We start from the raw sequence: 20454 nt of genomic DNA on the forward strand, positions 1-20454 counted from the left end.
ATGCGTCATGTGACCCACCTGCCCTTCACCACGAAGGAAGAGGAACACGTCGTCATCCCCATGTCCGACGGCGTCCGCCTGTCGGCGCGCGTCTGGCGCCCCACGTCGTCGGACCACGAGCCCGTGCCCGCGGTGCTGGAGTACATCCCGTACCGCAAGCGGGATCTCACCGCCGTACGTGATTCCGTCCACCATCCCTACATCGCCGGGCACGGCTACGCCTGCGTCCGCGTCGACCTGCGGGGCACCGGCGAGTCGGAGGGGGTGCTGCGGGACGAGTACCTGGAGGTGGAACAGAGGGACGCCGAGGAGGTGCTGGCCTGGCTCGCCGACCAGCCCTGGTGCGACGGCACCACGGGGATGATGGGCCTGTCCTGGGGGGCGTTCGCGGCCCTCCAGGTGGCGGCCAGGCAGCCGCCGAGCCTGAAGGCCGTGGTCATCGCCTCCTTCACCGACGACCGGCACGCGGACGACATGCACTACATGGGCGGAGCCATGCTGTCGGACAACCTGGCCGAGGCGGGCACCATGTTCGCCTACGCCACCTGTCCGCCCGATCCCGCCGTCGTCGGCGACAGCTGGCGCGACATGTGGCACGAACGCCTGGAGCACTCCCAGCCCTGGGTCTTGGAGTGGCTGCGCCACCAGCGCCTGGACGACTACTGGCGGCACGCCTCGGTCGCCGAGAACTACCAGGACGTGCGGTGCCCGGTGCTGGCGTCCAGCGGCTGGGCGGACGGCTACTCCAACGCCGTCACACGGCTGCTCGCCCACCTGGACGTGCCCCGCAAGGGGCTCATCGGCCCCTGGTCGCACAAGTTCCCGCACCTCGGCGAGCCCGGCCCCGCCATCGGCTATCTCCAGGAGGTGGTGCGCTGGTGGGACCACTGGCTCAAGGGCGTCGACAACGGCGTCATGGACGAGCCGATGCTGAGGACGTGGATGCAGGACAGCGTCCCGCCGTCCACGTCGTACGAGGAACGGCCGGGGCGCTGGGTGGCGGAGCCGTGCTGGCCGTCACCGCACGTCCGTCCGACCACACACGCGCTCACCCGGCACCGGATCGCGCCTCCCGGTGAGCGGCGCGAGGAGACGGCAGGGGACGGGGGCGGTGCCGCGCTGACCGTGCGGTCACCCCTGTCCGTCGGTCAGTTCGCGGGCAAGTGGGCCTCCTACAACGCGCCACCGGACCTGCCCTACGACCAGCGGGAGGAGGACGGCGGCTCACTCGTCTTCGAGACGGAACCGCTCACCGAGCGGCTGGAGATCCTCGGATCGCCGACCGTCGACCTCGACCTGTCCGTCGATCAGCCGGTCGCCATGGTGGCCGCACGCCTGTCGGACGTCCACCCGGACGGCGCCGCCACCCGGGTCACCTACGGCCTGCTGAACCTCACCAGGCTGCACAGCGCGGAGCGGCCCGAACCGCTGGAGCCCGGCCGACGCTACCGCGCCACCGTCCACCTCAACGGAGTGGCGCAGAGCCTTCCGCCCGGCCACCGCATCCGTCTCTCCCTGTCCACGTCCTACTGGCCGCTCGCCTGGCCACCGCCGAAGCCGGCCACGCTCGGCGTCCACGACGGCTCGAGCACGCTCACCCTCCCGGTCCGTCCTCCGGAGAAGGCCGACGACACCCAGGCCACGCCGTTCGGCGAACCGGAGGGCACCCCGCCCCTCGTCACCACCACGCTGACGCCCCCGGAGGAACGCTGGGACGTGAAGCGCGATCTGGTCGGCTACAACGCCGAGCTGGAGACCGTGAAGGACCGTGGCACCGTCCGCTTCGAGGAGATCGGCCTGGACGTCGGCCGCCGTGCCCACGAGCGCTACGCCTCCGTCGCCGACGACTTCACGTCCGTCAGCGGCGAGTCCACCTGGACCATGGAGTTCCGGCGCGCTGACTGGGACGTCCGCGTGGTCACGCACACACGTCTCACCTGCGACGAGAACAGCTTCTTCGTCGACGCCACCCTGGACGGCTACGAAGACGACCGCCGGGTGTTCTCCCGCACCTGGAACGAGTCGGTGCCCCGCGACCTGCTCTAGCGGGTGTGGCTCTCGGGGGCCTCAAGGATGTGGAATGGGCGGGTGAACTCTCCCGCACAGGGCGCCGAGCGCCCGGAACGCGTCCACCCCGCCTCCCACAGCCTCACCGGTGTGGGCCTCGCCGTCCTCGACCCGGCCGGACGGATCCTGCTCGGCCTGGGACACGACGGACGCTGGGAACTGCCGGGTGGCAAGGTCGACACCGGGGAGGACTTCGAGACGGCCGCCGGGCGCGAACTGGCGGAGGAGACCGGGCTCGTCGTGTCCGCGTCGGACGTCCGGGTGATGGCGGTCCTCGTCGACGGTCTGAGCGGGCTGCCCCGGGTGACGGCCGCCGCCGTCACCCGGCGGGCCACGGGAACGCCCCGGGTCACCGAGCCGGACAAGATCGTGCGCTGGGAGTGGTTCGACCGCCGGGCGGTCCCCTCCGCGCTCTTCCCTCCGTCCGCCTCGGTCCTGGACTGCCTGTGGCCCGAAGCGGCACCACGAGGAGCCGCCGGGGTACGTCACTACGAGGTGCTCGCCAGGACGAGGCCGGCCTCCCCCGCCGGCGGCCCAGAGGACGGACCCGGGGCCGGCGCGGCCGCACTCCCGTCGTGACGGACGGCGAGTGACGCTCGGGAGGCCTGTCGGTGGCCGGACTGATCGCGATACGGCCCGGCTCCCGGACCCGGCCGTGCCACCGTCCGCGCCGCGCCCCGCCGACTGGGGCGAACCGGTACGGGCCCGGCTGAGTCAGCGGTGCTTGATACCGGCCTGGGCGGCGGGGGCGAGGGTCGGTTCGGTGACGGGAGCGTCGCCGAGCGCCCGGTCGACGGCACTCAGCAGGTCGTCGGGCAGTTCCACACCGGAGGCGGCGGCGTTGCCGTGTACCTGTTCGGGTCGGGAGGCACCGGTGATGGCGGACGCGACTTCGCCGCGGCGCAGGACCCAGGCGAGGGCCAGGACGGGCATGCTCAGCGCGGCCTGTTCGGCGATCGGGGCGAGACGCTGGACCGCTTCGAGGGTGGCGTCGCTGTAGACGAGGTCCTGGGAGACCGCCATGTCGGCGGAGGCGAAGCGGCTGCCCTCGGGGACGGGCTGCCCGGGCTTGTACTTGCCGGTGAGGACGCCCTGGGCGAGCGGGGACCAGACGATCTGGGAGATGCCGTTGGCGGCGCACAGGCCGAAGACCTCGGCCTCCGGTGCCTGCCACAGCATGGAGTACTGCGGCTGGGAGGAGACGAACAGGTCGGGTCCGGCGATGTCGATGCCGGCCTGGATCTGTTCGGGGGTCCATTCGCTGAAGCCGAGGTAACGGGCCTTGCCCTGTTCGACGACCTTCTGGAACGCCTCGATGGTGTCCTCGATCGGTACGGCGGGGTCGAAGCGGTGGGCCTGGTAAAGGTCGACGTGGTCCGTCTTGAGGCGGGTGAGGGAAGCGTCGATCTGCTTGGCGATCTGCTCCGGTGACAGGCCCCGGTCGGCCGGGTCGTCCGACATCGGGCCCCACACCTTGGTGGCCAGGACGTAGGAGTCGCGGGGGTGGGAGGAGAGGATCTCGCCCCAGGCGGTCTCTGCGGCGCCTTGTCCGTAGACGTTGGCGGTGTCGAAGAAGTTGATGCCCGCGTCGAACGCCGCCTCGGTGCAGGCCCGGGTTCTGTCGGCCTCGACGCCGCCGGAGTAGGTGAGCCAGGAGCCCAGGGAGATCTCCGAGACCCGCAGGTCCGAGCTGCCGAGTGTGCGGTAGCGCATGGTCGCTCCTTGCGTCGGTTGGTTGTTTCGGAGGATGAGCGGCAGGCCGGCGGCGGAGGGCGGCCGGCTGCGGGGCGGGGTCGAGGAAGTTGCTGTCGGCCGGGTCGATCACGGCTCCCGGGGTGACGATCTCGTCGGATACGGTCCAGAACCCGCGGAGCCAGGATCACGTCGGCGGCGGACAACTGCGACCGGAGGTGCTCCAGCGTGCGCGGGCCGCGGAGCGCCGAGGTGACCGCGGGAGGGTCGGGTACGAAGGCGATCACCGTGTCGATCGACGTCATCCCGTTGTCCTGTCCTCGGCCAGGTGGGTGAGGACCTCGGTAGCCCGGAGCGTGCGCCGGTCGGCCCGCAGGGACACGGTGATCACGACCATGCCGTACCGGGCCGCGGTGGCAGGACGTCGGCCTCGATGCCGCGCACCAGCACGGAGTACGGCGCCCGCTCGCACACGAACCGCTCCAGGCGGCCGGCCCCACGTGGTCCCGGCGGTGCTTGATCGCCCGGCCGGCGACTTCCTCGGGCCGGCCCGCGTCGGCGACACGGTGTGCCGTCTCGAGCATGAGCTCCCGGCGCACCGCGCAGCACGGCCGCCCTCGGTACTCGCGTCCGCGCGCCCCCTTCTTCCCCCTCCCCACTCTGCCGCTCCGCCGCCAGGCTGCTGTGCGGCAGTTGGCCCGTATCGACCGGAGGAGCACGATGTCCCCACCGCACGACGGCACTCCCGGCAAGCCGCCGCCCCACGCCGGTGGCGTGTCGGCGGCCGAGCAGGAACTGTTCGGCGGGCGCCTGCGCTACAACCAGGCCTTCGTGCACCACGAGGGTGCGTTGACGCGCATGACGTTCGGACAGATGGCCTCGGCGTTGCCTCGTATGGTCGCGGTGGTGCTGCGGGCCGGGTGGGGTGTGGACCGCCGTGCCCTGGCGGGGCTGGTGGTCTCGCAGGTCGGGCAGGGTGTGACGGCCGCGTGGGGGTTGGTGGCGGTCAACCGGGTGCTCACCGAGCTGTTCGCGGAGGGTCCGACCGCGGACAAGCTGCGCCAGTCGCTTCCCGCCCTGGTCGTGCTGGCGTCCGTGTCGGTCGGGACGGCGCTGCTGGCCGCGTGGACGACGGCGATGTCCGGGCGGTTGGAGCCGCAGGTCGAGCGCGCCGTCGCCACGGACTACTACCGGGCCGTCACCGGTGTGGAGGTGGCGGCCACCGAGCAGCCGGAGGTCCAGCGGATCCTGGAGGCGGGCAAGTTCGGTACGGACTCGGCGCGGCGCATGCTGGGGTTGTCGGTGAGCGTGGCGGGCGTGCTGATCAGCATGGTGGCATCGGCCGTCGTACTCGCCTCGCTGCACTGGGCGTTGCTGCCGATGCTGCTGGCGATCGCGCTGCCCAAGGGATGGGGCGCGGTGCGCTCGGCCCGGCGCGAGTACCTCTCGCGCCGTCACTGGGTCGACCATCGGCGAGCGGTCGCGACGCTCCTGCAGTACCTGACGCTCCCCCATGCGGCGGGCGAGATCCGGGCGCACTCGGCCGGCGCGCTGCTGCTGCGCGGCTACGCGGAGATGTCTTCCCTGATGGAGACCGAACAGCGGCGTCTGGCCCGCGCCCAGGCACACACCGACCTCGTCGCCGGAGCCTTCTCCGGCATGGCCTCGCTGGGCTGTTACGGGGTGCTGTGGTGGCTGCTCACCAGCGGCGGCCTCCCTCTTGCGGTGGGTGGCACCGCCGTGGTCGCCATTCAGACCTCGACCGCCCGCCTGCGCTCCCTCGTCCAGCAGGTCAACCGCATGTACGAGGAGATGCTCCACCTGGGCGACACCGAGGAAGCCACCCGACTCGCCGCCCGGCACGCCATCCCCGCCACCGGCGTGCCTGTGCCCGAGCCCGTTCGAGCGGTCGCCGTCGACAAGGTCTCCTTCACCTACCCCGGCGCCGGCACCCCCTCCCTGCATGACGTGAGCCTGCGGGTCCAGCGAGGCCAGGTGACCGCGCTCGTCGGCGCGAACGGCTCCGGCAAGACCACCCTCGCCAAGATTCTCGCCGGCCTTCTCCTGCCCACCGACGGCACCGTGTGGTGGGAGGGCCCCGGCGGTGAACGTGTCGAGGCACGCGCGGCCGACCGGGCGGGCATCTTCCGCTCCGTCGGGCTCCTCGCCCAGGACTACCCCCAGTGGCAGATGACCGCCGCCACCAACATCGCCATCGGCGCCGGCGACCGCCCACGCGACATGACCCGCGTCGAGGAGGCCGCCCAGGCCGCCGACATCCGAAAACTGATCGAGGACCTCCCTCACGGCTGGGATTCGATCGTCTTCAAGGGCTACGACCGTGGCGTCCAACTCTCCGGTGGCCAGTGGCAGAAGCTGGCCAACGCCCGAAGCCGCTACCGCGACGCCCCCGTTCTTCTCGTGGACGAACCCACCTCCGCCCTCGATCCCCACGCGGAGATCGAGGCCTTCGAGCGCCTGCGCACCCTCGCCGACAGCGGCACCGCGGTGGTCCTCATCACCCACCGGCTCGCCGCGACCGCCACCGCCGATCACATCTACGTCCTCGATCACGGACGCGTCGCCGAGCACGGCGGCCACGAGTACCTCATGTCCCGTCCGGGCGGCCTCTATCAGGCCATGTTCCAGGCCCAAGCCGCCCAGTACGGGCTCACCGCACCTGTGGGCGGTGACTTGCCACAGCCCCGTCGCGGCCCTGACGTCACGGACAGGAGGGCTCCGCGGCCTCGGCGCGGGTGACCCTCGGCACCACGGAGCCCCGCCCGATCGATGCCCTCCCTCGCCGTAAACCCGGCTTCGGGCACAGCTGAAGCCAGACGGCGCACTCCGGGGATCGAGAGGTTGCCTCCACACGCCGGATACAGGAAGCGCCCACTCGAATACACTGAGTGACTTCAGTGGGTCGCATCATGCGCGGTCCGCTCGAGGAGGGGACCCCCACATGATGCGACGACGCATGGCCGTGGCCCTCGGGGCACTGGCGGCCGCCGTGACCTTGGTTGCGGTGCCGGGATCGGCGTACGCGGCGGAAGGCGTCCTGATCATCAACGGCAGCGAACAGGAAGACCCGAGCGGCTGCTACGCCATCGACTGGTACCCGTCCTCGGTGACCAACCACACCGACGCGATCGCCGAGGTCCACTCGGGACCGGACTGCACCGGTCCGGTCGAGTGGCTGGTCTTCCCGAGCGAGACCTACTACACGGAGACGGCCCAGAGCGTCTTCATCCTCTGAGCGCTTGAACCGGTGCAGCCAGGGGGAGGCGCCGGTGTCGTCCGCCTCCGGCGGCCCTGTAGCTCATCAGGCACGGCACGGCAGGGAACGGCACGAGTGACACAGTGTCAGTCGTCGAGGGCGTCGAGCACAGGCTTCAAGTCGACGAACTTGAAGTTCGTGGCCTCCCGGTCCGTCTCGCCCGGCTTGTCGTCGCCGTCCTGGACGACGAGCAGACCGTGCGGGTACTTCCTTCCGAGTGGCTCGTTGAGGACGGCGGCGCCGTCGCTCTCCTCGGTGCCGTCGAGGCTGTCGGAGGTGGCGACCACCCGGAAGCCACCTTCGTACTCGTTGTCGTCGTCCAGTTCGCGGTCGTATGCGGCGAAGCTGTCGTCGCCCTGGCTGGAGGCGAGCAGGTAGCCGTCGCCGTCCTCCTGGTTGAGCAGGGTGAGGCCTTCGACATCGGCCGACAGGCGCCTGCCTCCGTAGCCCGGATTCTCGCCCGGGACGCACTCCTCGGTCTCCTCGTCGTAGGTGCCGGGCACTCCGTACTCCCGGACCTTGTCGATCAGTTCCGGAGTTCCGCGAAGGTCGGCGTCCAGGCGCCAGATGCCGACGTCCTCCTGGCCCGCGTACAGGGTGCCGTTCCGCGGGTCGACGACCATGCCCTCGACCTGCGGCAGTTCGTCCGGCTCACCGCACGGCGCCCAGGTCCCGCCGTTCGGTAGCCTGAATGCGGAGGGCAGTTGGAGGGTGCGAACCTTGCGGTAGGAGACCGTGCCGTCGGCGGCCGCCGTCAATTCGAGCAGGCTGAGCGCGGTGCGCTCCCGCCGGCTGACCACCGCGTACGCGCGGCCGCTGGACGGTTCGGTCCACGTGGCGAGTCCGTAGGCGGTCCGCTGTTCGTTGATCTCCTCCTGCGAGGACGAGTGGATCGTAGGCGCTGAAGGGGAGGTGACGTCGGTGAGCGGAGTGTCGGCGTTGCCGCCGTCGATGCGGTAGATCCGCAAGCGGTCACTGCCACGGTCGCTGGTGACGGCAAGGTCGGCCTTGGCTGAGCCGATCCTCATGCCGTGCACGAGGTCGACGTTGTTGAACCGGCCGGGGGCGTCGCCCGGTCCCGGCGCTTCGGGCGCGGCCACGGACTGCACTGCGCGGGCGTCCAGGTCGTAGACGCGCAGACCGCCCTCCTTGGCGGTGGCGACCACCAGGCTGCGGTCCGGGTCCGCCGGGTTGCGCCAGATCGCCGGGTCGTCGGCGTCCGCGTTGCCGCCCGCCTCGTCGTCGTACTCGGAAGGGGTCTCCGCGATCGGCTTCACACCGGGCAGATCGTCGGCCGCTACGGCCACATGGGGTGTCACCATGGCGAGGGCGGCGAGGGCCGCGAGCAGTGTGAAGCGGCCGACGGCGGTACGGTCTCGGACGGACTGAGCCATGAACTGTGGTCCCTTCATGTCGCGAACATGACGAGCTCATCCTGAAGTCGTTCGGTGACGGACTGTCGAGGAATAGCAGAACGAGGGGCTGTCCCGAAGATGAACAACCGCTCGTGGGGCGGTTGGCGCTGCCTGGGGCGGGGTGCCGGGGGTGAGCGTCTGTGCGCCCCCGCAAGCCCACTGCCCGCCCGCCCCGGACCGGGCGCACGGTCGAACGCATGGTGTACACAACGGAGCAGGCGTGTGCGGGGCGTGGGGACGGGAGCGACTGCCCGAACGGGGAGTTGCTGCCGACCGGGCCGGGACCGGGCGAGGTCCGGTGCGAGGAGTGCCGGCACCACTGGGAACTGGACGCCATGGAGCCAGCCCGGCGTACGGCACCGGATGAGGGGCTCACGCAGCCGATGGGGGATCCGCGGGAGACCGGGCACGGAACCGCCGCGTAGGCCGGGGTCAGCGGTCGGCCGCCCGTCTCCGGAACCGGCCGGTACGTCCGCGTCCACAGGGAAACCCTGGAGAGGTGCCGGTCGCGTTCAACGGTCCCGATCGACTACGGCGTCGACGATGGCGGCCACTTCCGCGCGGTCGGTGGGCCGTAGGTCGACGGAGTTGTGGATGGACAATCCTTCGATCAGTGCGTCGAGGGCCCGTGCGGTGAGTGGGTCGAAGTGCCTGGCAAGCGAGTCCCGGCTGGCTTGCATCCAGGACCGCATGACAGTGCGCACCTCGGGGTGGCGGGTGGCGAAAGCGTAGAGCTCATAGCTGAGCAGGAGGTTGCGGTCGGTTCCCCAGACCTTGCCGCAGATGATCTCGACGACCGCCTCCTGTGCCTCCCGAGGTGACCGGGCCGCCTCCAGCAGGGCCCCGTACCGCGTGGAGACGGACTCGGCATGCCGGGTGAAGGCGTCGGTGAGCAGGTGCTGCATGTCGTCGAAGTAGTAGGTGAGTGAACCGAGCGGTACCCCGGCCGCGTCCGCGATCCTGCGGAAGGTCACCTTGATGGCGCCGTGCTCAGCGATGACGTCGAGCGCGGCGTCGAGGATGCGTTCGCGGCGTCGGGGGTCGTTGGGGCCGCGGGTACTGCCTGTCATCGCCGTTGCCTGCCTTGTCTTCTCGGACACCCACCCGGTGTGTACATTTGTGCATACTTGGTGGGTGCGCGGACTCGTTGCCTGCCTGTCCATTCTGTCGAATGCCAGCGGAGCCCTTCTTGATAGACCGCGCCGTGCGCCGACGCCGTCGTGCGCTGTTCCTGTTCTTCTTCCTCAACGGCCTCGCGATGTCCTCCTGGATCACGCGCACTCCGGACATCCGCGATCACCTGGGAGTGTCCACCGGCCAGATGGGACTGGTGCTCTTCGGGCTGTCGGTCGGCTCCATGGCCGGCATCCTGTGTTCCGGCCGCTTCGTGTCGAGGTTCGGCACCAGGCCCGTAACGGCACTCGCGACCCTGTTGGTCATCGCGAGCGTGGTCATCGTCGCCGTGGGCAGCGCCCTCGCCTCCGCACCGCTGGTCACCGCGGGACTGTGTGTGTTCGGCGCGGGGGTCGGGTCGGGTGAGGTGGCGATCAACGTGGACGGCGCCGACGTGGAACGGATCACCGGCACCGCCGTTCTGCCCACGCTGCACGGATGCTTCAGCCTGGGGACCGTCATCGGAGGCCTGGTCGGAATGGCGGCCACCGCCGCGTCGTTCCCCGCCCACTGGCACCTGGCGGCCGTCGCCGTGGTGGCGACCGCGATCTTCGCGTACGCCATCGGTGCCGTCCCCGCCAGGACCGGAATCCGCGCGGCACCGCCCGCCTCTGAGCAGGCGCGGTTCCAGAAGCCGCAGGTGTGGAGGGACCGCAGGCTCCTGCTGATCGGGGCCATCGTCCTGGCCATGGCCCTCGCGGAGGGAGCCGCCAACGACTGGCTGCCGCTGCTCATGGTCGACGGCCACGGACTGAACGCCGCAGCCGGCTCGCTCGTCTACGTGGGCTTCGCCGCGGCGATGACCCTGGGCCGCTTCAGCGGCACGTTCTTCCTCAACCGTTACGGCCGTACGACTGTCGTGCGGGCCAGCGCGCTCTCCGGCGCCGCCGGTCTGTCCCTGGTCGTCTTCTCCGACAACGCCGCCGTGGCGGCAGCCGCCGTCCTGTTCTGGGGTCTGGGCGCGTCCCTGGGCTTTCCGGTGGCCCTGTCCGCCGCGGGCGATTCGGGACCCGACCAGACCGCCCGTGTCAGTCTCGTGGCGACGATCGGTTACGTCGCCTTCCTGGTGGGGCCGCCCGCTCTCGGTTTCCTGGGCGACCACTACGGACTGCGTTCGGCCATGGTGGTGGTGTTGGCGTTCGTCGCCACGGCCGTCTTCTTGGCCCCTGCCGCCGGCACCCGCGCTCGAGTCCCTGACTCCGTACGCGTCTGACCGCCCTCGGCGCACCCGCCTTCGGGCACGTGTCCAGCACGAATCCCTCAGCGCCTGGTGAGTTCCGGAGACCGTCCATGAAGCACGCGCACGGGTCGATCGGCGTCCTCCTCGTCCAGCGCGGCCGCCATCAGCGGACACCTCCCGGGGCTGCGCCGGGCGCGGCCCCGAGCACGCGCTGCGGTGCCTGCGCGCAGTGGAGCGCGCGCGGTCCATGCTCATAGGATCCGCTGGAAGTGCATCGACCACCTACGGGGGAAGTGTTGAGAGAGTTGACCCGCGTCGCGCCAGAGGTCCGGGACCGGCTCGTCGTTCGGTTCGGCGCTGATGTACTCGGTTGGTGTGACGAGTTGCCGACCCTCGTCCATGAGCTCGCTGCCCGTTGGAACCTGCAACTCGTCGCGGCGAGCGGTGGAGGCACCTCGCGGGTGTTCCGCTGCCTGCGGCGCGACACCGGTGCCTCGGTGTGGCTGAAGCTCACGCCCGAGCCCTTGATCGCGCGTGAGGAGGCCGAAGCCCTGCGAGCCTGGGCGGATACGCCGTCGGTCGTCACTCTGCTGGCAGTGGACCTCGCAGCCGGGGCTCTGCTGCTGGAGAACGTGGAACCCGGAGTGCCGGTGCGGCAGTTGGCTTGGGACCTGCCCGAGGTCGCGGCTTTGCTGCGAGACCTTCGGGCCTCACCTCCCGTGCCAGGGGAGCACTCGGTACTTCGGCCTCTCTCGCACCGGATCGACTTCCTGTTCGACTTGACTGAACGCAGGTCGGCGGCGGCCCGCGCGAAGGGCCTGGTCGATCGGACGGTGCTTGGTCGGGCCCGGGCGGCGGCCCTGGAGCTTGCGGGCAGTGGGCCTGTGGGACTCGTGCACGGTGATCTCCATCCGGCCAACGTGCTGTCCGGTCCGGGCGCCCGCATGGTGGCGATCGACCCGAGGCCGACGTGGGGCGACCCGGACTTCGACGCCGTGGACTGGGTGGTTGCAGGAGTTGCGGATCCAGCCATGCTGGAGAAGAGGATCGCGGAACTGGCGGCACTGGTTCCTGGTCTGTCTCCTCATCGTGTGCTGGACTGGTGCCGGGCCCTGGCCGCCCTCGATGCGGTTCCCAGACTGTGTGCGGGGCGCGACGACGCGGAGACCACGTTCCTCATGGCCCTGGCCGGCGGCTGATCCGCCCGGTGGCTCCGGCCGGAGCCGCTCAGCCGTTGCTAGCTCCGCGCAGTGCCTCCGCGGCCATCCGGCCACGGAGGCTCCGCAAAAACCCGTTGGCGGACGAGGGCTGCCACCGCTACATTTCCGGAGACCGTGCGAAAGATCGAGGAGGTGGTTCCCGTGAACGTGGTAACGACATGGGTGCTCCCCTCCGAGGTCACGGTCGGGCGATAGACAGGTCGTCCGGGAGCGCCGTTCCAGTGCACTCCGAAAGGCACGACCATGCGTTTCACTTCCGAGCAGCGCCTCGACAACGGCGTCCTCGAACGCGAATTCACCCTCGGTGAGATCCCCGGCATCCTGTGGACACCCGCATCCGCACCGACGCCGCTGATCCTGCTCGGCCACCCTCCCCTCGGGCTGCGCAAGATGTACCCCCGACTGGTGGACCGGGCCCGGCACTCCGCGGCGGAGGGCTTCGCCACGGCCACCATCGAACTCCCCGGAAGCGGCGACCGGCCCCGCCTGCCCGCCGCCGAACAGGCCCGCGCCGACCTGCGCCGGGCGATGGAGGCCGGCGAGCCGGTCAGCGACGAGATCGTCGACGCCCTCCTCCTCCCGCTGGTCGACAAGGCGGTCCCGGAATGGCAGGCCGCCCTGGACGCCCTCCTTTCGCTGCCCGAGATCGGCGGCCCGGTCGGGTACTCGGGGGGAGTGATCTCCATCGGCGTACGCCTTGCGGTGGTCGAGCCGCGCATCGTGGCCGCCGGCTTCTTCGCCGGGAGTTTCGTGCCTCGCGCCACGTTCGAGGAGGCCCGCCAGGTCACCATTCCGCTGCACGTCCTGCTGCAGTGGGACGACGAAGGCAACGACCGGCAGGCCGCCCTGGACCTGTTCGACGCCTTCGGCTCCAAGGAGAAGTCCCTGAACGCCAACATGGGCGGGCACACCGGCGTCCCGCAGTCCGCGGCGGACGCCGCGGTCCAGTTCTTCACCCGACATCTGAAATGAGGCGGGGACCGACGGGACAGCCGCTGTCGCTGAGTGTTCGATCCCTGGCTCCTTAATTACCGCAGCGCTGTTATATTAGCGCTGTGACATCTTCAGATCCCACAGCGCTACCCGACCCCTGGCACTCCTTGCACGAGCTTCTGGCAGCCATGGACGCCGAGATCGAGCAGGTCTACGTCGAACGTGGCATCGAGGGGGTGCGGCCTCGGTTCGCCTATCCGCTGATCCGGCTCGCCCACACCGGACCACTGACCATTCGTGAGCTCGCGAAGTCCCTGGGCCGCTCGCACTCCGCGATCAGCCAGACCGTCGCCGCCATGCGCAAGGAGGGCCTGGTCACTTCCGAGCCGGGGCCTGACGCCCGCACCCGGCGGATCGACCTGACCGAACGCGGCCGGTCGCTGGTGCCGTTCCTGGAGGCGGAGTGGCGCGCTACCCATGAGACGGTCGCCGAGCTGGACAGGGAGGTCCCGTATGCGATGACCACCGTCGTCGAGGAGGTGCGGCGGGCGCTGGAACGCCGGTCGATGCGGCAGCGGATCCTCCGGCACCTTGTCGAGCCACCGCGATGAGGGGGCGTGTCCGTGTCCGCTTCCTCGACACCCGACCGCTGCGCAGCAGTCAGTCGTTTCGCGACCTGTGGCTCGGCACCTCGGTCTCCCAACTCGGCGGACAGATAGCCAACGTGGCGGTGCTGGCCCAGGTCTGGGACCTGACCCGCAGCCCAGTCGGCACCGGCGTCATCGGACTCGCCACCGGCCTGCCGATGGTGCTGTTCGGGCTGCTCGGCGGCACGTTGGCCGATACCGTCGACCGCCGTGCGGTGGTACGGGCCACCACTGCGGGCCAACTGCTGGCCGCCGCAGGGCTGTGTGCCCAGGCCCTGGCGGACAACCGAAACGTGTTGCTGCTGCTCGCCCTGGTCGCCATGGGGACGAGCTGCAGCGCTCTCGGCGCTCCCGCCCGGCGCACCTTCCCGGTCCGGCTGTTGCCGGGCGACCAGGTGGCGGCCGGGCTCGCGCTGACCAACGTCTCCTTCCAGGCAGCGATGATGGCCGGACCCGCGATGGCCGGGCTGATCATCGCCCGCTGGGATTTCCCCGCCGCATACGCCGCCCAGGCCGTGGCCGTGGCAGTCTCGATGGTCGCGGTGATCCGCCTGCCTGCCATGCGTCCCGAAGGCGCCGACGCGGCAGGCGGCAGGCGCCGGCCGGAGCGTGGCGGCTGGCGGATCGCCCTGCGCCGTCCGACACTGTGGGGCTCGATGGCCACCGACCTGTCCGCCACGCTGCTCGCCATGCCCATCGCACTCTTCCCGCTGGTCAACGAGACCCGTTTCGGGGGAAACCCGCAGACCCTCGGCCTGTTCCTCTCGGCTGTCGCGGTCGGGGGGATCACAGCCGGACTGCTCTCCGGCACAGTGACGCGCTGGCGCCGCAGCGGCCTGGTGCAGCTGTCCGCAGCAGGGGTCTGGGGCATGGCGCTGGCCTGTTTCGGTCTGGCGGGGCCGCTGTGGCTGGCGCTCGGCTGCCTGGCCGTGGCGGGCGCCGCCGACACCGTGTCTGTCGTCACCCGCGGCGCCCTGGTCCAGTTGGAGACCCCGGACGCGTACCGGGGGCGGGTCTCCTCGGTGGAACACGTCATCGGTGTCGCGGGCCCCGAACTCGGCAACTTCCGTGGTGGCCTGTTGGCGTCGGCCACCTCCGCCCCCTTCTCCCTGGTCTTCGGCGGACTGTCCGCCGTCCTGGCGGTCGTCGCCGTGGCCGCGACCAACGCCCCCCTTCGCGCTTATCGCACGCCGCCCGCTGCCGCGAAGCCGGCCGTCTCCGGAGTCGCCGACGCGGCGGCGCCCGCCGGTTGAGTCTGCTGATTCGCCTCCGGCGTCGACGCCCGGCGAGGGGAAGGGGGCAGGCTCATCGACGCCCCCCGAACTCCCAGTCGTGGACCTCGATGTCCGCGTAGCGGTCCGGGTTCAGGACGGCTCGTGCCGTGTCCGGATCCGGGGCCCTGAGCAGCACCGCCGTACCCAACCAGGTGTCGCCGTCGTCGGACAGCAGCGGCCCGTACGCGACCAGCTCGTCCCGGTCGAACGGCAGGGCGAGGTCCGCGGCCCGGCCCTCGCCGAGGCCGAGCACCAGGTACCGCTTGCCACCGCCCCGGCCACCCGGGAAATCCCACATGGTGCGCCCCAGCACGTTGTGCCACCGCCGCAGCAGCACGTCCCGGTACACGCCGGCCTGGTGGTTGGGCTCGTCGAAGGCGAACGCGCGGGCGGCGGCGAGGTCGGGCAGGTCGACGATGTGCACACTTCCGGTGGGTGTTTCACCATCGTCGGCGAAGGTCGGGCCGCGAGCGATCAGCTCCTTCGTGTACCGGTCCATGTAGGACCAGTGCTCCTCCAGCAACTTTTCGCGCAACGCGAGGGAGCCGGGCCGATCGCGGTGATAGCAGAAGAACTCCATGACCGCAGACCCTCCCCCATCACGAGCACCGTCTCAACCGGCTTTGGACGACGGCGACCTCGTGCTCCGGACGATCGGCCCTCCCTGACATGGCTCAGCCGTCACCCGTCCCGCTTGTGTCGGGCCTGTGGTGGAACTCAGGGCTGCCGGTGAAAATCACTGCCCCCTTCCGTGCCCTTCGCCACAGCATTGCTGCAAAGCAGCGGAGCCGAGGTGCGGTGATATGGGCCGTCTATGTACTGATTTACGACCCGACTTCCACGGGCCAGGGCGCGGGAAAGCTCGCGTACAGGTGCGAGGTGGCTGAACCGGGCGGCTTTATGATCATCAGCGAACCGCCGCCTCCGCATACGCCCTCCTGTCGCCGCCCCTTGGCGACCGCGAACATCGCCGACCGAGTGGCCCGCGTCGCGGTGCCCCTGTGAAGAAAGGTGAACTCCATGGCCCTCAGGTTGCTTCGTCGTCGGCGTTCGCACGGCACCTCCGGTGCCGGAGCGAGCATCTCGGTCCCCCTGCCGCCCGACTCCGGGGCGTTCGGTTTCGAGATCGTCGATCCCACGGGGCAGCCCATGGGCGGAGCCGAGGTCACCGTGACCGCGGTGGAAAGCCACCGGGTGGTGACACGTGGAACCACGGACCCCAACGGCTACTTCATAGCGACGCTGCCCCCGGGCTCCTACAGCGTCATGACCGTTGCCGAGGGCCTGTCACCCGCCCGCGAGACCGTCGACATCACGGCCGGGGTCGCTCTGCCACCGACGCGCCTCGGTCTCGCACCCGCACGCCAACTGGAGCTTCCGACAGCCGGAACCTGGCTGTTCGACCCTCCGCACACCGCGATTCGGTTCATCGCCAAACACGTCGGCATGGCCCATGTCCACGGCCGGTTCACCCGCTTCCAGGGCGGCATCCGCGTCGCACCGGACATGACCGACTCACAGGTCTCGGTGCGTATCGACGCCGCCAGCATCACTACGGGCAACAACACCCGCGACAACCACCTGCGTTCCGCCGACTTCCTGGACGTCGAGCGCTACCCCTACATCGACTTCACCAGTACCCGGTTCGCCTACCGCGGCGGGTCCAAGTGGACCCTGCACGGCACGCTCACCATGCACGGCACCAGCCGCTCCGTCGGCCTCGACACGACCTACCTCGGGATGGTCAACGGGGGTTACGACCAGGAGCTGCGCTGCGCGGCTCTCGCCAAGGCGGAACTCCACCGGGAGGACTACACCCTCAACTGGCGCTCCATGCTGGCCCGCGGTATCGCGGTCGTCGGTCCGACCATCCAGCTGGAGATGGACGTACAGGCCATGTACCGCACCCACGACACGCCCACGCCCCCGGAGTAGACGCTTACGGGCGAACGCTTCAGTGCACTGACCGGCCCGTCCCGACGGCGCCGGCACCACCATGTGGCGCCGGCGCCGACAGCGCCCCGCTTCGGGAACGGGAAGGGGGTCACTCCCCCGGCCTGATGCGCCCGCGCCAGGCTCCGGACTCGCCGCCGCGGCCCTCGATGTACTCCTTGAAACGCTGCATGTCGCCCTTCACCCGCCGGTCGATCACTCCCAGCATGTCCCCGGCCTTCTCCGCGGCGCCGGTGGGATCGACGTCCATGACGAGCTCGACCCGGGTGTGCGTGTCGTCCAGGCGCTGGAAGCGGACCGTGCCCTTCTGCTTGCTGTCACCCGTGGTCGTACGCCATGTGATGCGCTCGTCGGGCAGCTGGTCGACGATCTCGGTGTCGAATTCGCGCTTCACGCCGCTGACGTTGGTGGTCCAGTGATTGCGGCGCTCGTCGAGCTGCCTGACTTCCTCGACCCCTTCCATGAACTGCGGGAACTCCTCGAACTGGGTCCACTGGTTGTAGGCGGTGTGCACAGGAACCTCGACTTCCACCGCTTCCTTGACCGTGCTCATCCGGACACCTCTTTCTGTCGGTTCTGCTGGATTCTTCGCGGCCGGTACCGAGAGCACTCGGTCCCGGCACGCTGAGCGAGTACCCGAGATCACCCGTCTGACGACCGGTCGGCAACGCCGCGTACCGGGTGCGGCCCGCCGTCAGGTGTCTTCGGCATGTGGACGGCTTCAACGGGCACATGAACGTTCCGCGACGGGAGGGGAAAGACGGAACATGACGACGGAGCCGATCACGTGGTCGAAGGCGAGGCCCGGCGGCTGTGGCGCGTGCGGAGGGCACGGCCCCGAGTCCCCGGACGAGGCGCCGGAAACGCCACGCGAGCATGACCGTCACCTCCATGCGGGCGGGAGCTCACCTCGGGCCTGGCGCGACCAGAACCACCCCCGCTCCCCCGCGTGATGGTCCCCGCGCGGCCACGCTTCGCGTGAGCGACCTGGGCGCTCGGTCGGGCTTCGATGGGCCAGGCCGTCGCTCCGGCTTGCCGGAGTCGCCCAGGCCGCTGTCTCGCGTTGAACTCGGCTGGCGCACCCGGCAAGGACACCGGCCGCGGTCAGCGACCGCGCGCTGCTCGGATCCGGCCGAGCCACTCCGTGCCCAGCCGGCGCCCGTCCGGGAATTGGTCACACCGGTCCCAGCGCCACGCGGTGACCATCGCCAGCACGAGAACCCGGCACTCGCGCAGCACGTCCTGATCGACACCCGGATAGTGTTCGCCGGCTTCCTCGGGCGCATGAGCGAGGTCGAACTCGACAGGCCCACGGCAACACGTCTCGAAGTCGATGAACAGCGGCCCGTTCCTCGTGGCGAGCACGTTGCCCGGGTGCGGCTCGCCGTGCAGCAACTGCTCGCCGCCGCACTCGCCTACCACTCGTCCCAGACTGCGCAACGTGTCGCCGAGCAGTTCCCGGTCCGCTTCGGCAAGCGCCGGTGTGCGGTCACGGTCCGCCACGAGGCGTTGCGCCTGCGCGACTCGATCGGTGAACCGCGGCACGGGAACGTCCAGCGTGCGCATGCCGGTATGCAGCCGCGCGAGTGCACCGGCATAGTCGGCCGGTGAAACCTCCTGAGGCCCCACGGACTCGTAGTAGGTCCACAGCGTGACCACGAACCCATCACGCTCATGGACACGAGGCTCCACCCGAGGATCGAGTACAGCCACAGGGCACCCGGATTCGGCCAGCCGCTGAGCAACACCGACCTCGAACTGCGCGACCTGATCCTCCGCAGGCGCCACCCGGGCCAGGACGTCACAGGGCAGCAGACGCAAAGTAAGTTTGTTCGAGTCGTGAAGAACGACCACGTCGTCGACAACCAGTCCGAGCGACGAGACAGTCGACACGGCCGCGGCCGTCGCACGCCTGACTTGTGAAACCTGCACAGCCGCCTGGCCCTCCCCCGAACGCCGCTACAACTCTCCAAGCCATCCAGCCCGCGCACCCTACCAAGCCGCCGTGCGAACCGGCCGCACGACAGCCAGCCACGAGGGAACCCCGAATGCGCACGTCTGCTCGATGAGAGGTCACCCAGCGAAGGGCCCGGAGTCACCAACCTGGAGCCCGTGGGCTTCGACTGGCCGGACCCGTCCGCCGTCTGCGTCGATCTCGTCCGTGTCTCGGCCCCGGAGACGGTGAAGTACCGCGTGCGCATCGAGCTCGCCACCACCTCCGGCGCGCACCAGGCGGAGCGCGACACATGCCGATGTGGGCCAGGGCGATGTGCCGTGGGCGGTGATGGCCGACCCGGAGGGCAACGTGTTCAGCGTCCTCGGCCGGGGTCGACGCGGAACGCCGCCCCCACCCTCATGGCGGACAGCCCCTCAGCGGCCGGCGCCCGGTGTCGTCGAGTTCACCGGAGCGCACCGGGACTGTGTCCCACCGGTGTCACGGTGCGCAGGGGCAACGCGGTGAGCAGCGCGACAGCGATCAGGAACCCACTCGACCACAGCGGTCCGAGGTTCCCGGCTTCGGTGCCGAGAGTGGGCGCGGCGATGAGGGGGCCGACCGCGGCTCCGACGTTCAGCGCCGCGGTCGCGTACGAGCCTGCCATGGTGGGGGCTCCCTCCGCCTCGTACAGGACCCGGGTGATCAGGGTGCTGCCCAGCGCGAACGACAGAACGCCCTGGACGAACACGAGGGTGAGCAGGGCGACCGGCTCGTGGGCCAGCACGGCCAGGGCCGGCCAGCCGATGAGCAGCAGCGGGCCGGCGACCGCGATGACCGTGCCGGGGTGCTGGTCGGACAGGCGACCGGCGACGGTGACCCCGGCGAAGGAACCAGTACCGAAGAGCACCAGCGCGACAGGGATCCAGAGCTCGCTCAGCCCGGCGGTGTCGGTCACGACGGGGGCGAGGAAGGTGAAGCCGGCGAAGGTCGCCGCGTTCACCAGGGCGCCCAGCAGCATCACCAGGATCAGCCGGCGCCTTGCCAGCTGGGCGACCTCCGATCGCAGGGCCGGCCCGCCGTTCACCCGCCCCTTCACACGTCCCGCCGGGATGCCCTTCAGGATGCCGAGAGCCGCGGGCAGACAGAGAGCGGCGACAGCCCAGAAGGTGGCCCGCCAGCCGAACAACGTGCCCAGCACCGAGCCACCGGGGACACCGGCGATCGTGGCCGTCGTCGTGCCGGACAGCAACACGGCCAGCGCACGGCCCTTCCGGTCGGGTGACACCAGCGTGGCGGCAGCCGTCAGGGCGACGGCGAGGAACCCCGCGTTGGCGAGCGCGGCGACGACCCGGGTCGCGAACAGGACCGGGAAGCTTGTGGTGATGGCGCCCACGAGGTGAGCTGCCGCGAAGGCCAGGACGAACCCGAGCAGGCTGGAGCGCCTGGGCCAGTCGCGGGCGAGCGCGGCGACCAGGGGGGCGCCGACGATCATGCCGATCGCGAAGGCCGAGGTGAGCACGCCCGCCGTCCCGACCGTGACGTCGAGATCCGAGGCGATGTCCGGCAAGAGACCGGCGAGCATGAACTCCGAGGTGCCCATGGCGAAGACGGCCACGGCAAGCAGGTACAGCGGAAGAGGCATCGAGTGGCTCCGAGGCGAGGAGAGGCACGAGTAGGTCGTCTCGTC

18 protein-coding genes and 2 pseudogenes are annotated in these 20454 nt (G+C 70.3%); 13 read left to right on the forward strand and 7 right to left on the reverse strand.

Annotated features, from left to right (window positions below):
- From QC283_RS09150 to QC283_RS39550, 3 genes and pseudogenes are all read left to right on the forward strand, one after another.
- Nucleotides 1-2046, forward strand: a complete 2046-nt coding sequence (locus QC283_RS09150) for a CocE/NonD family hydrolase (RefSeq protein ID WP_279560884.1) — start codon at nucleotides 1-3, stop codon at nucleotides 2044-2046.
- A gap of 42 nt (nucleotides 2047-2088) precedes the next feature.
- Entirely contained in the window at nucleotides 2089-2646 is a 558-nt protein-coding gene (locus QC283_RS09155) for a nucleotide triphosphate diphosphatase NUDT15 (RefSeq protein WP_279560885.1), read from the forward strand.
- A pseudogene (locus QC283_RS39550) lies at nucleotides 2571-2732 on the forward strand (IS630 family transposase); the annotation flags it as partial. The gene QC283_RS09155 and the pseudogene QC283_RS39550, both read left to right, overlap by 76 nt.
- Before the next feature lie 49 nt (nucleotides 2733-2781).
- Here the strand turns inward: QC283_RS39550 and QC283_RS09160 are convergent.
- Nucleotides 2782-3780, reverse strand: a complete 999-nt coding sequence (locus QC283_RS09160; RefSeq protein WP_279560886.1) for an aldo/keto reductase family protein — start codon at nucleotides 3778-3780, stop codon at nucleotides 2782-2784.
- A 699-nt stretch (nucleotides 3781-4479) separates the two neighbouring features.
- Between QC283_RS09160 and QC283_RS09165 the strand changes: the two genes are divergently transcribed.
- Together QC283_RS09165 and QC283_RS09170 are read left to right on the forward strand one after the other, a co-directional pair.
- Nucleotides 4480-6519 carry an ABC transporter ATP-binding protein gene (locus tag QC283_RS09165; protein WP_279560887.1) on the forward strand — a complete coding sequence of 680 codons (2040 nt, stop codon included), beginning with the start codon at nucleotides 4480-4482 and terminating at the stop codon, nucleotides 6517-6519.
- 202 nt (nucleotides 6520-6721) lie between these two features.
- Nucleotides 6722-7015: a hypothetical protein gene (locus tag QC283_RS09170; RefSeq protein WP_279560888.1), complete on the forward strand. Its 294-nt coding sequence runs from the start codon at nucleotides 6722-6724 to the stop codon at nucleotides 7013-7015.
- A gap of 107 nt (nucleotides 7016-7122) precedes the next feature.
- Here QC283_RS09170 and QC283_RS09175 read toward each other — a convergent pair whose 3' ends face one another.
- Complete coding sequence (locus tag QC283_RS09175; protein ID WP_443032575.1) at nucleotides 7123-8430, reverse strand: phytase; 1308 nt, start codon at nucleotides 8428-8430, stop codon at nucleotides 7123-7125.
- A gap of 218 nt (nucleotides 8431-8648) precedes the next feature.
- Between QC283_RS09175 and QC283_RS09180 the strand changes: the two genes are divergently transcribed.
- Nucleotides 8649-8876 (forward strand): hypothetical protein, encoded by a 228-nt coding sequence (locus tag QC283_RS09180; RefSeq protein ID WP_279560889.1) that lies wholly within the window; start codon nucleotides 8649-8651, stop codon nucleotides 8874-8876.
- Between the two features lie 87 nt (nucleotides 8877-8963).
- Here QC283_RS09180 and QC283_RS09185 read toward each other — a convergent pair whose 3' ends face one another.
- Nucleotides 8964-9521 carry a TetR/AcrR family transcriptional regulator gene (locus QC283_RS09185; protein WP_279560890.1) on the reverse strand — a complete coding sequence of 186 codons (558 nt, stop codon included), beginning with the start codon at nucleotides 9519-9521 and terminating at the stop codon, nucleotides 8964-8966.
- A gap of 119 nt (nucleotides 9522-9640) precedes the next feature.
- On the opposite strand from QC283_RS09185, the gene QC283_RS09190 reads away from it, so the two are divergent.
- The 5 genes from QC283_RS09190 (at nucleotide 9641) to QC283_RS09210 (ending at nucleotide 14857) form a co-directional block, all read left to right on the forward strand.
- Nucleotides 9641-10837 carry an MFS transporter gene (locus QC283_RS09190; RefSeq protein WP_279560891.1) on the forward strand — a complete coding sequence of 399 codons (1197 nt, stop codon included), beginning with the start codon at nucleotides 9641-9643 and terminating at the stop codon, nucleotides 10835-10837.
- A gap of 272 nt (nucleotides 10838-11109) precedes the next feature.
- Nucleotides 11110-12003 (forward strand): aminoglycoside phosphotransferase family protein, encoded by an 894-nt coding sequence (locus QC283_RS09195; RefSeq protein ID WP_279560892.1) that lies wholly within the window; start codon nucleotides 11110-11112, stop codon nucleotides 12001-12003.
- A 264-nt stretch (nucleotides 12004-12267) separates the two neighbouring features.
- Nucleotides 12268-12996, forward strand: coding sequence for an alpha/beta hydrolase (locus QC283_RS09200; protein WP_279560893.1), 729 nt, complete (start codon nucleotides 12268-12270; stop codon nucleotides 12994-12996).
- 83 nt (nucleotides 12997-13079) lie between these two features.
- Entirely contained in the window at nucleotides 13080-13568 is a 489-nt protein-coding gene (locus tag QC283_RS09205; protein WP_279560894.1) for a MarR family winged helix-turn-helix transcriptional regulator, read from the forward strand.
- On the forward strand, nucleotides 13565-14857 hold the full coding sequence (locus QC283_RS09210) for an MFS transporter (RefSeq protein WP_279560895.1): 1293 nt from the start codon (nucleotides 13565-13567) through the stop codon (nucleotides 14855-14857). Before QC283_RS09205 ends, QC283_RS09210 begins: the two co-directional genes overlap by 4 nt.
- Nucleotides 14858-14909: 52 nt before the next feature.
- Here QC283_RS09210 and QC283_RS09215 read toward each other — a convergent pair whose 3' ends face one another.
- On the reverse strand, nucleotides 14910-15458 hold the full coding sequence (locus QC283_RS09215) for a YciI family protein (RefSeq protein ID WP_279560896.1): 549 nt from the start codon (nucleotides 15456-15458) through the stop codon (nucleotides 14910-14912).
- 440 nt (nucleotides 15459-15898) lie between these two features.
- On the opposite strand from QC283_RS09215, the gene QC283_RS09220 reads away from it, so the two are divergent.
- Nucleotides 15899-16813 (forward strand): YceI family protein, encoded by a 915-nt coding sequence (locus tag QC283_RS09220; protein ID WP_279560897.1) that lies wholly within the window; start codon nucleotides 15899-15901, stop codon nucleotides 16811-16813.
- 109 nt (nucleotides 16814-16922) lie between these two features.
- On the opposite strand, the gene QC283_RS09225 is transcribed toward QC283_RS09220, so the two are convergent.
- Nucleotides 16923-17384 (reverse strand): SRPBCC family protein, encoded by a 462-nt coding sequence (locus tag QC283_RS09225; RefSeq protein WP_279560898.1) that lies wholly within the window; start codon nucleotides 17382-17384, stop codon nucleotides 16923-16925.
- Between the two features lie 551 nt (nucleotides 17385-17935).
- Nucleotides 17936-18763, reverse strand: a complete 828-nt coding sequence (locus QC283_RS09230; RefSeq protein ID WP_279560899.1) for a phosphotransferase enzyme family protein — start codon at nucleotides 18761-18763, stop codon at nucleotides 17936-17938.
- A 126-nt stretch (nucleotides 18764-18889) separates the two neighbouring features.
- Here QC283_RS09230 and QC283_RS09235 point away from each other — a divergent pair.
- Nucleotides 18890-19151, forward strand: a pseudogene (locus QC283_RS09235) (VOC family protein); the annotation flags it as partial.
- Nucleotides 19152-19230: 79 nt separating this feature from the next.
- On the opposite strand, the gene QC283_RS09240 reads toward QC283_RS09235, so the two are convergent.
- Nucleotides 19231-20409: a Cmx/CmrA family chloramphenicol efflux MFS transporter gene (locus QC283_RS09240; RefSeq protein WP_279560900.1), complete on the reverse strand. Its 1179-nt coding sequence runs from the start codon at nucleotides 20407-20409 to the stop codon at nucleotides 19231-19233.
- Nucleotides 20410-20454: the final 45 nt, after the last annotated feature.

Origin of the sequence: Streptomyces sp. DH41 (assembly GCF_029813785.1) — a bacterium.
Taxonomy (GTDB): Bacteria; Actinomycetota; Actinomycetes; order Streptomycetales; family Streptomycetaceae; genus Streptomyces.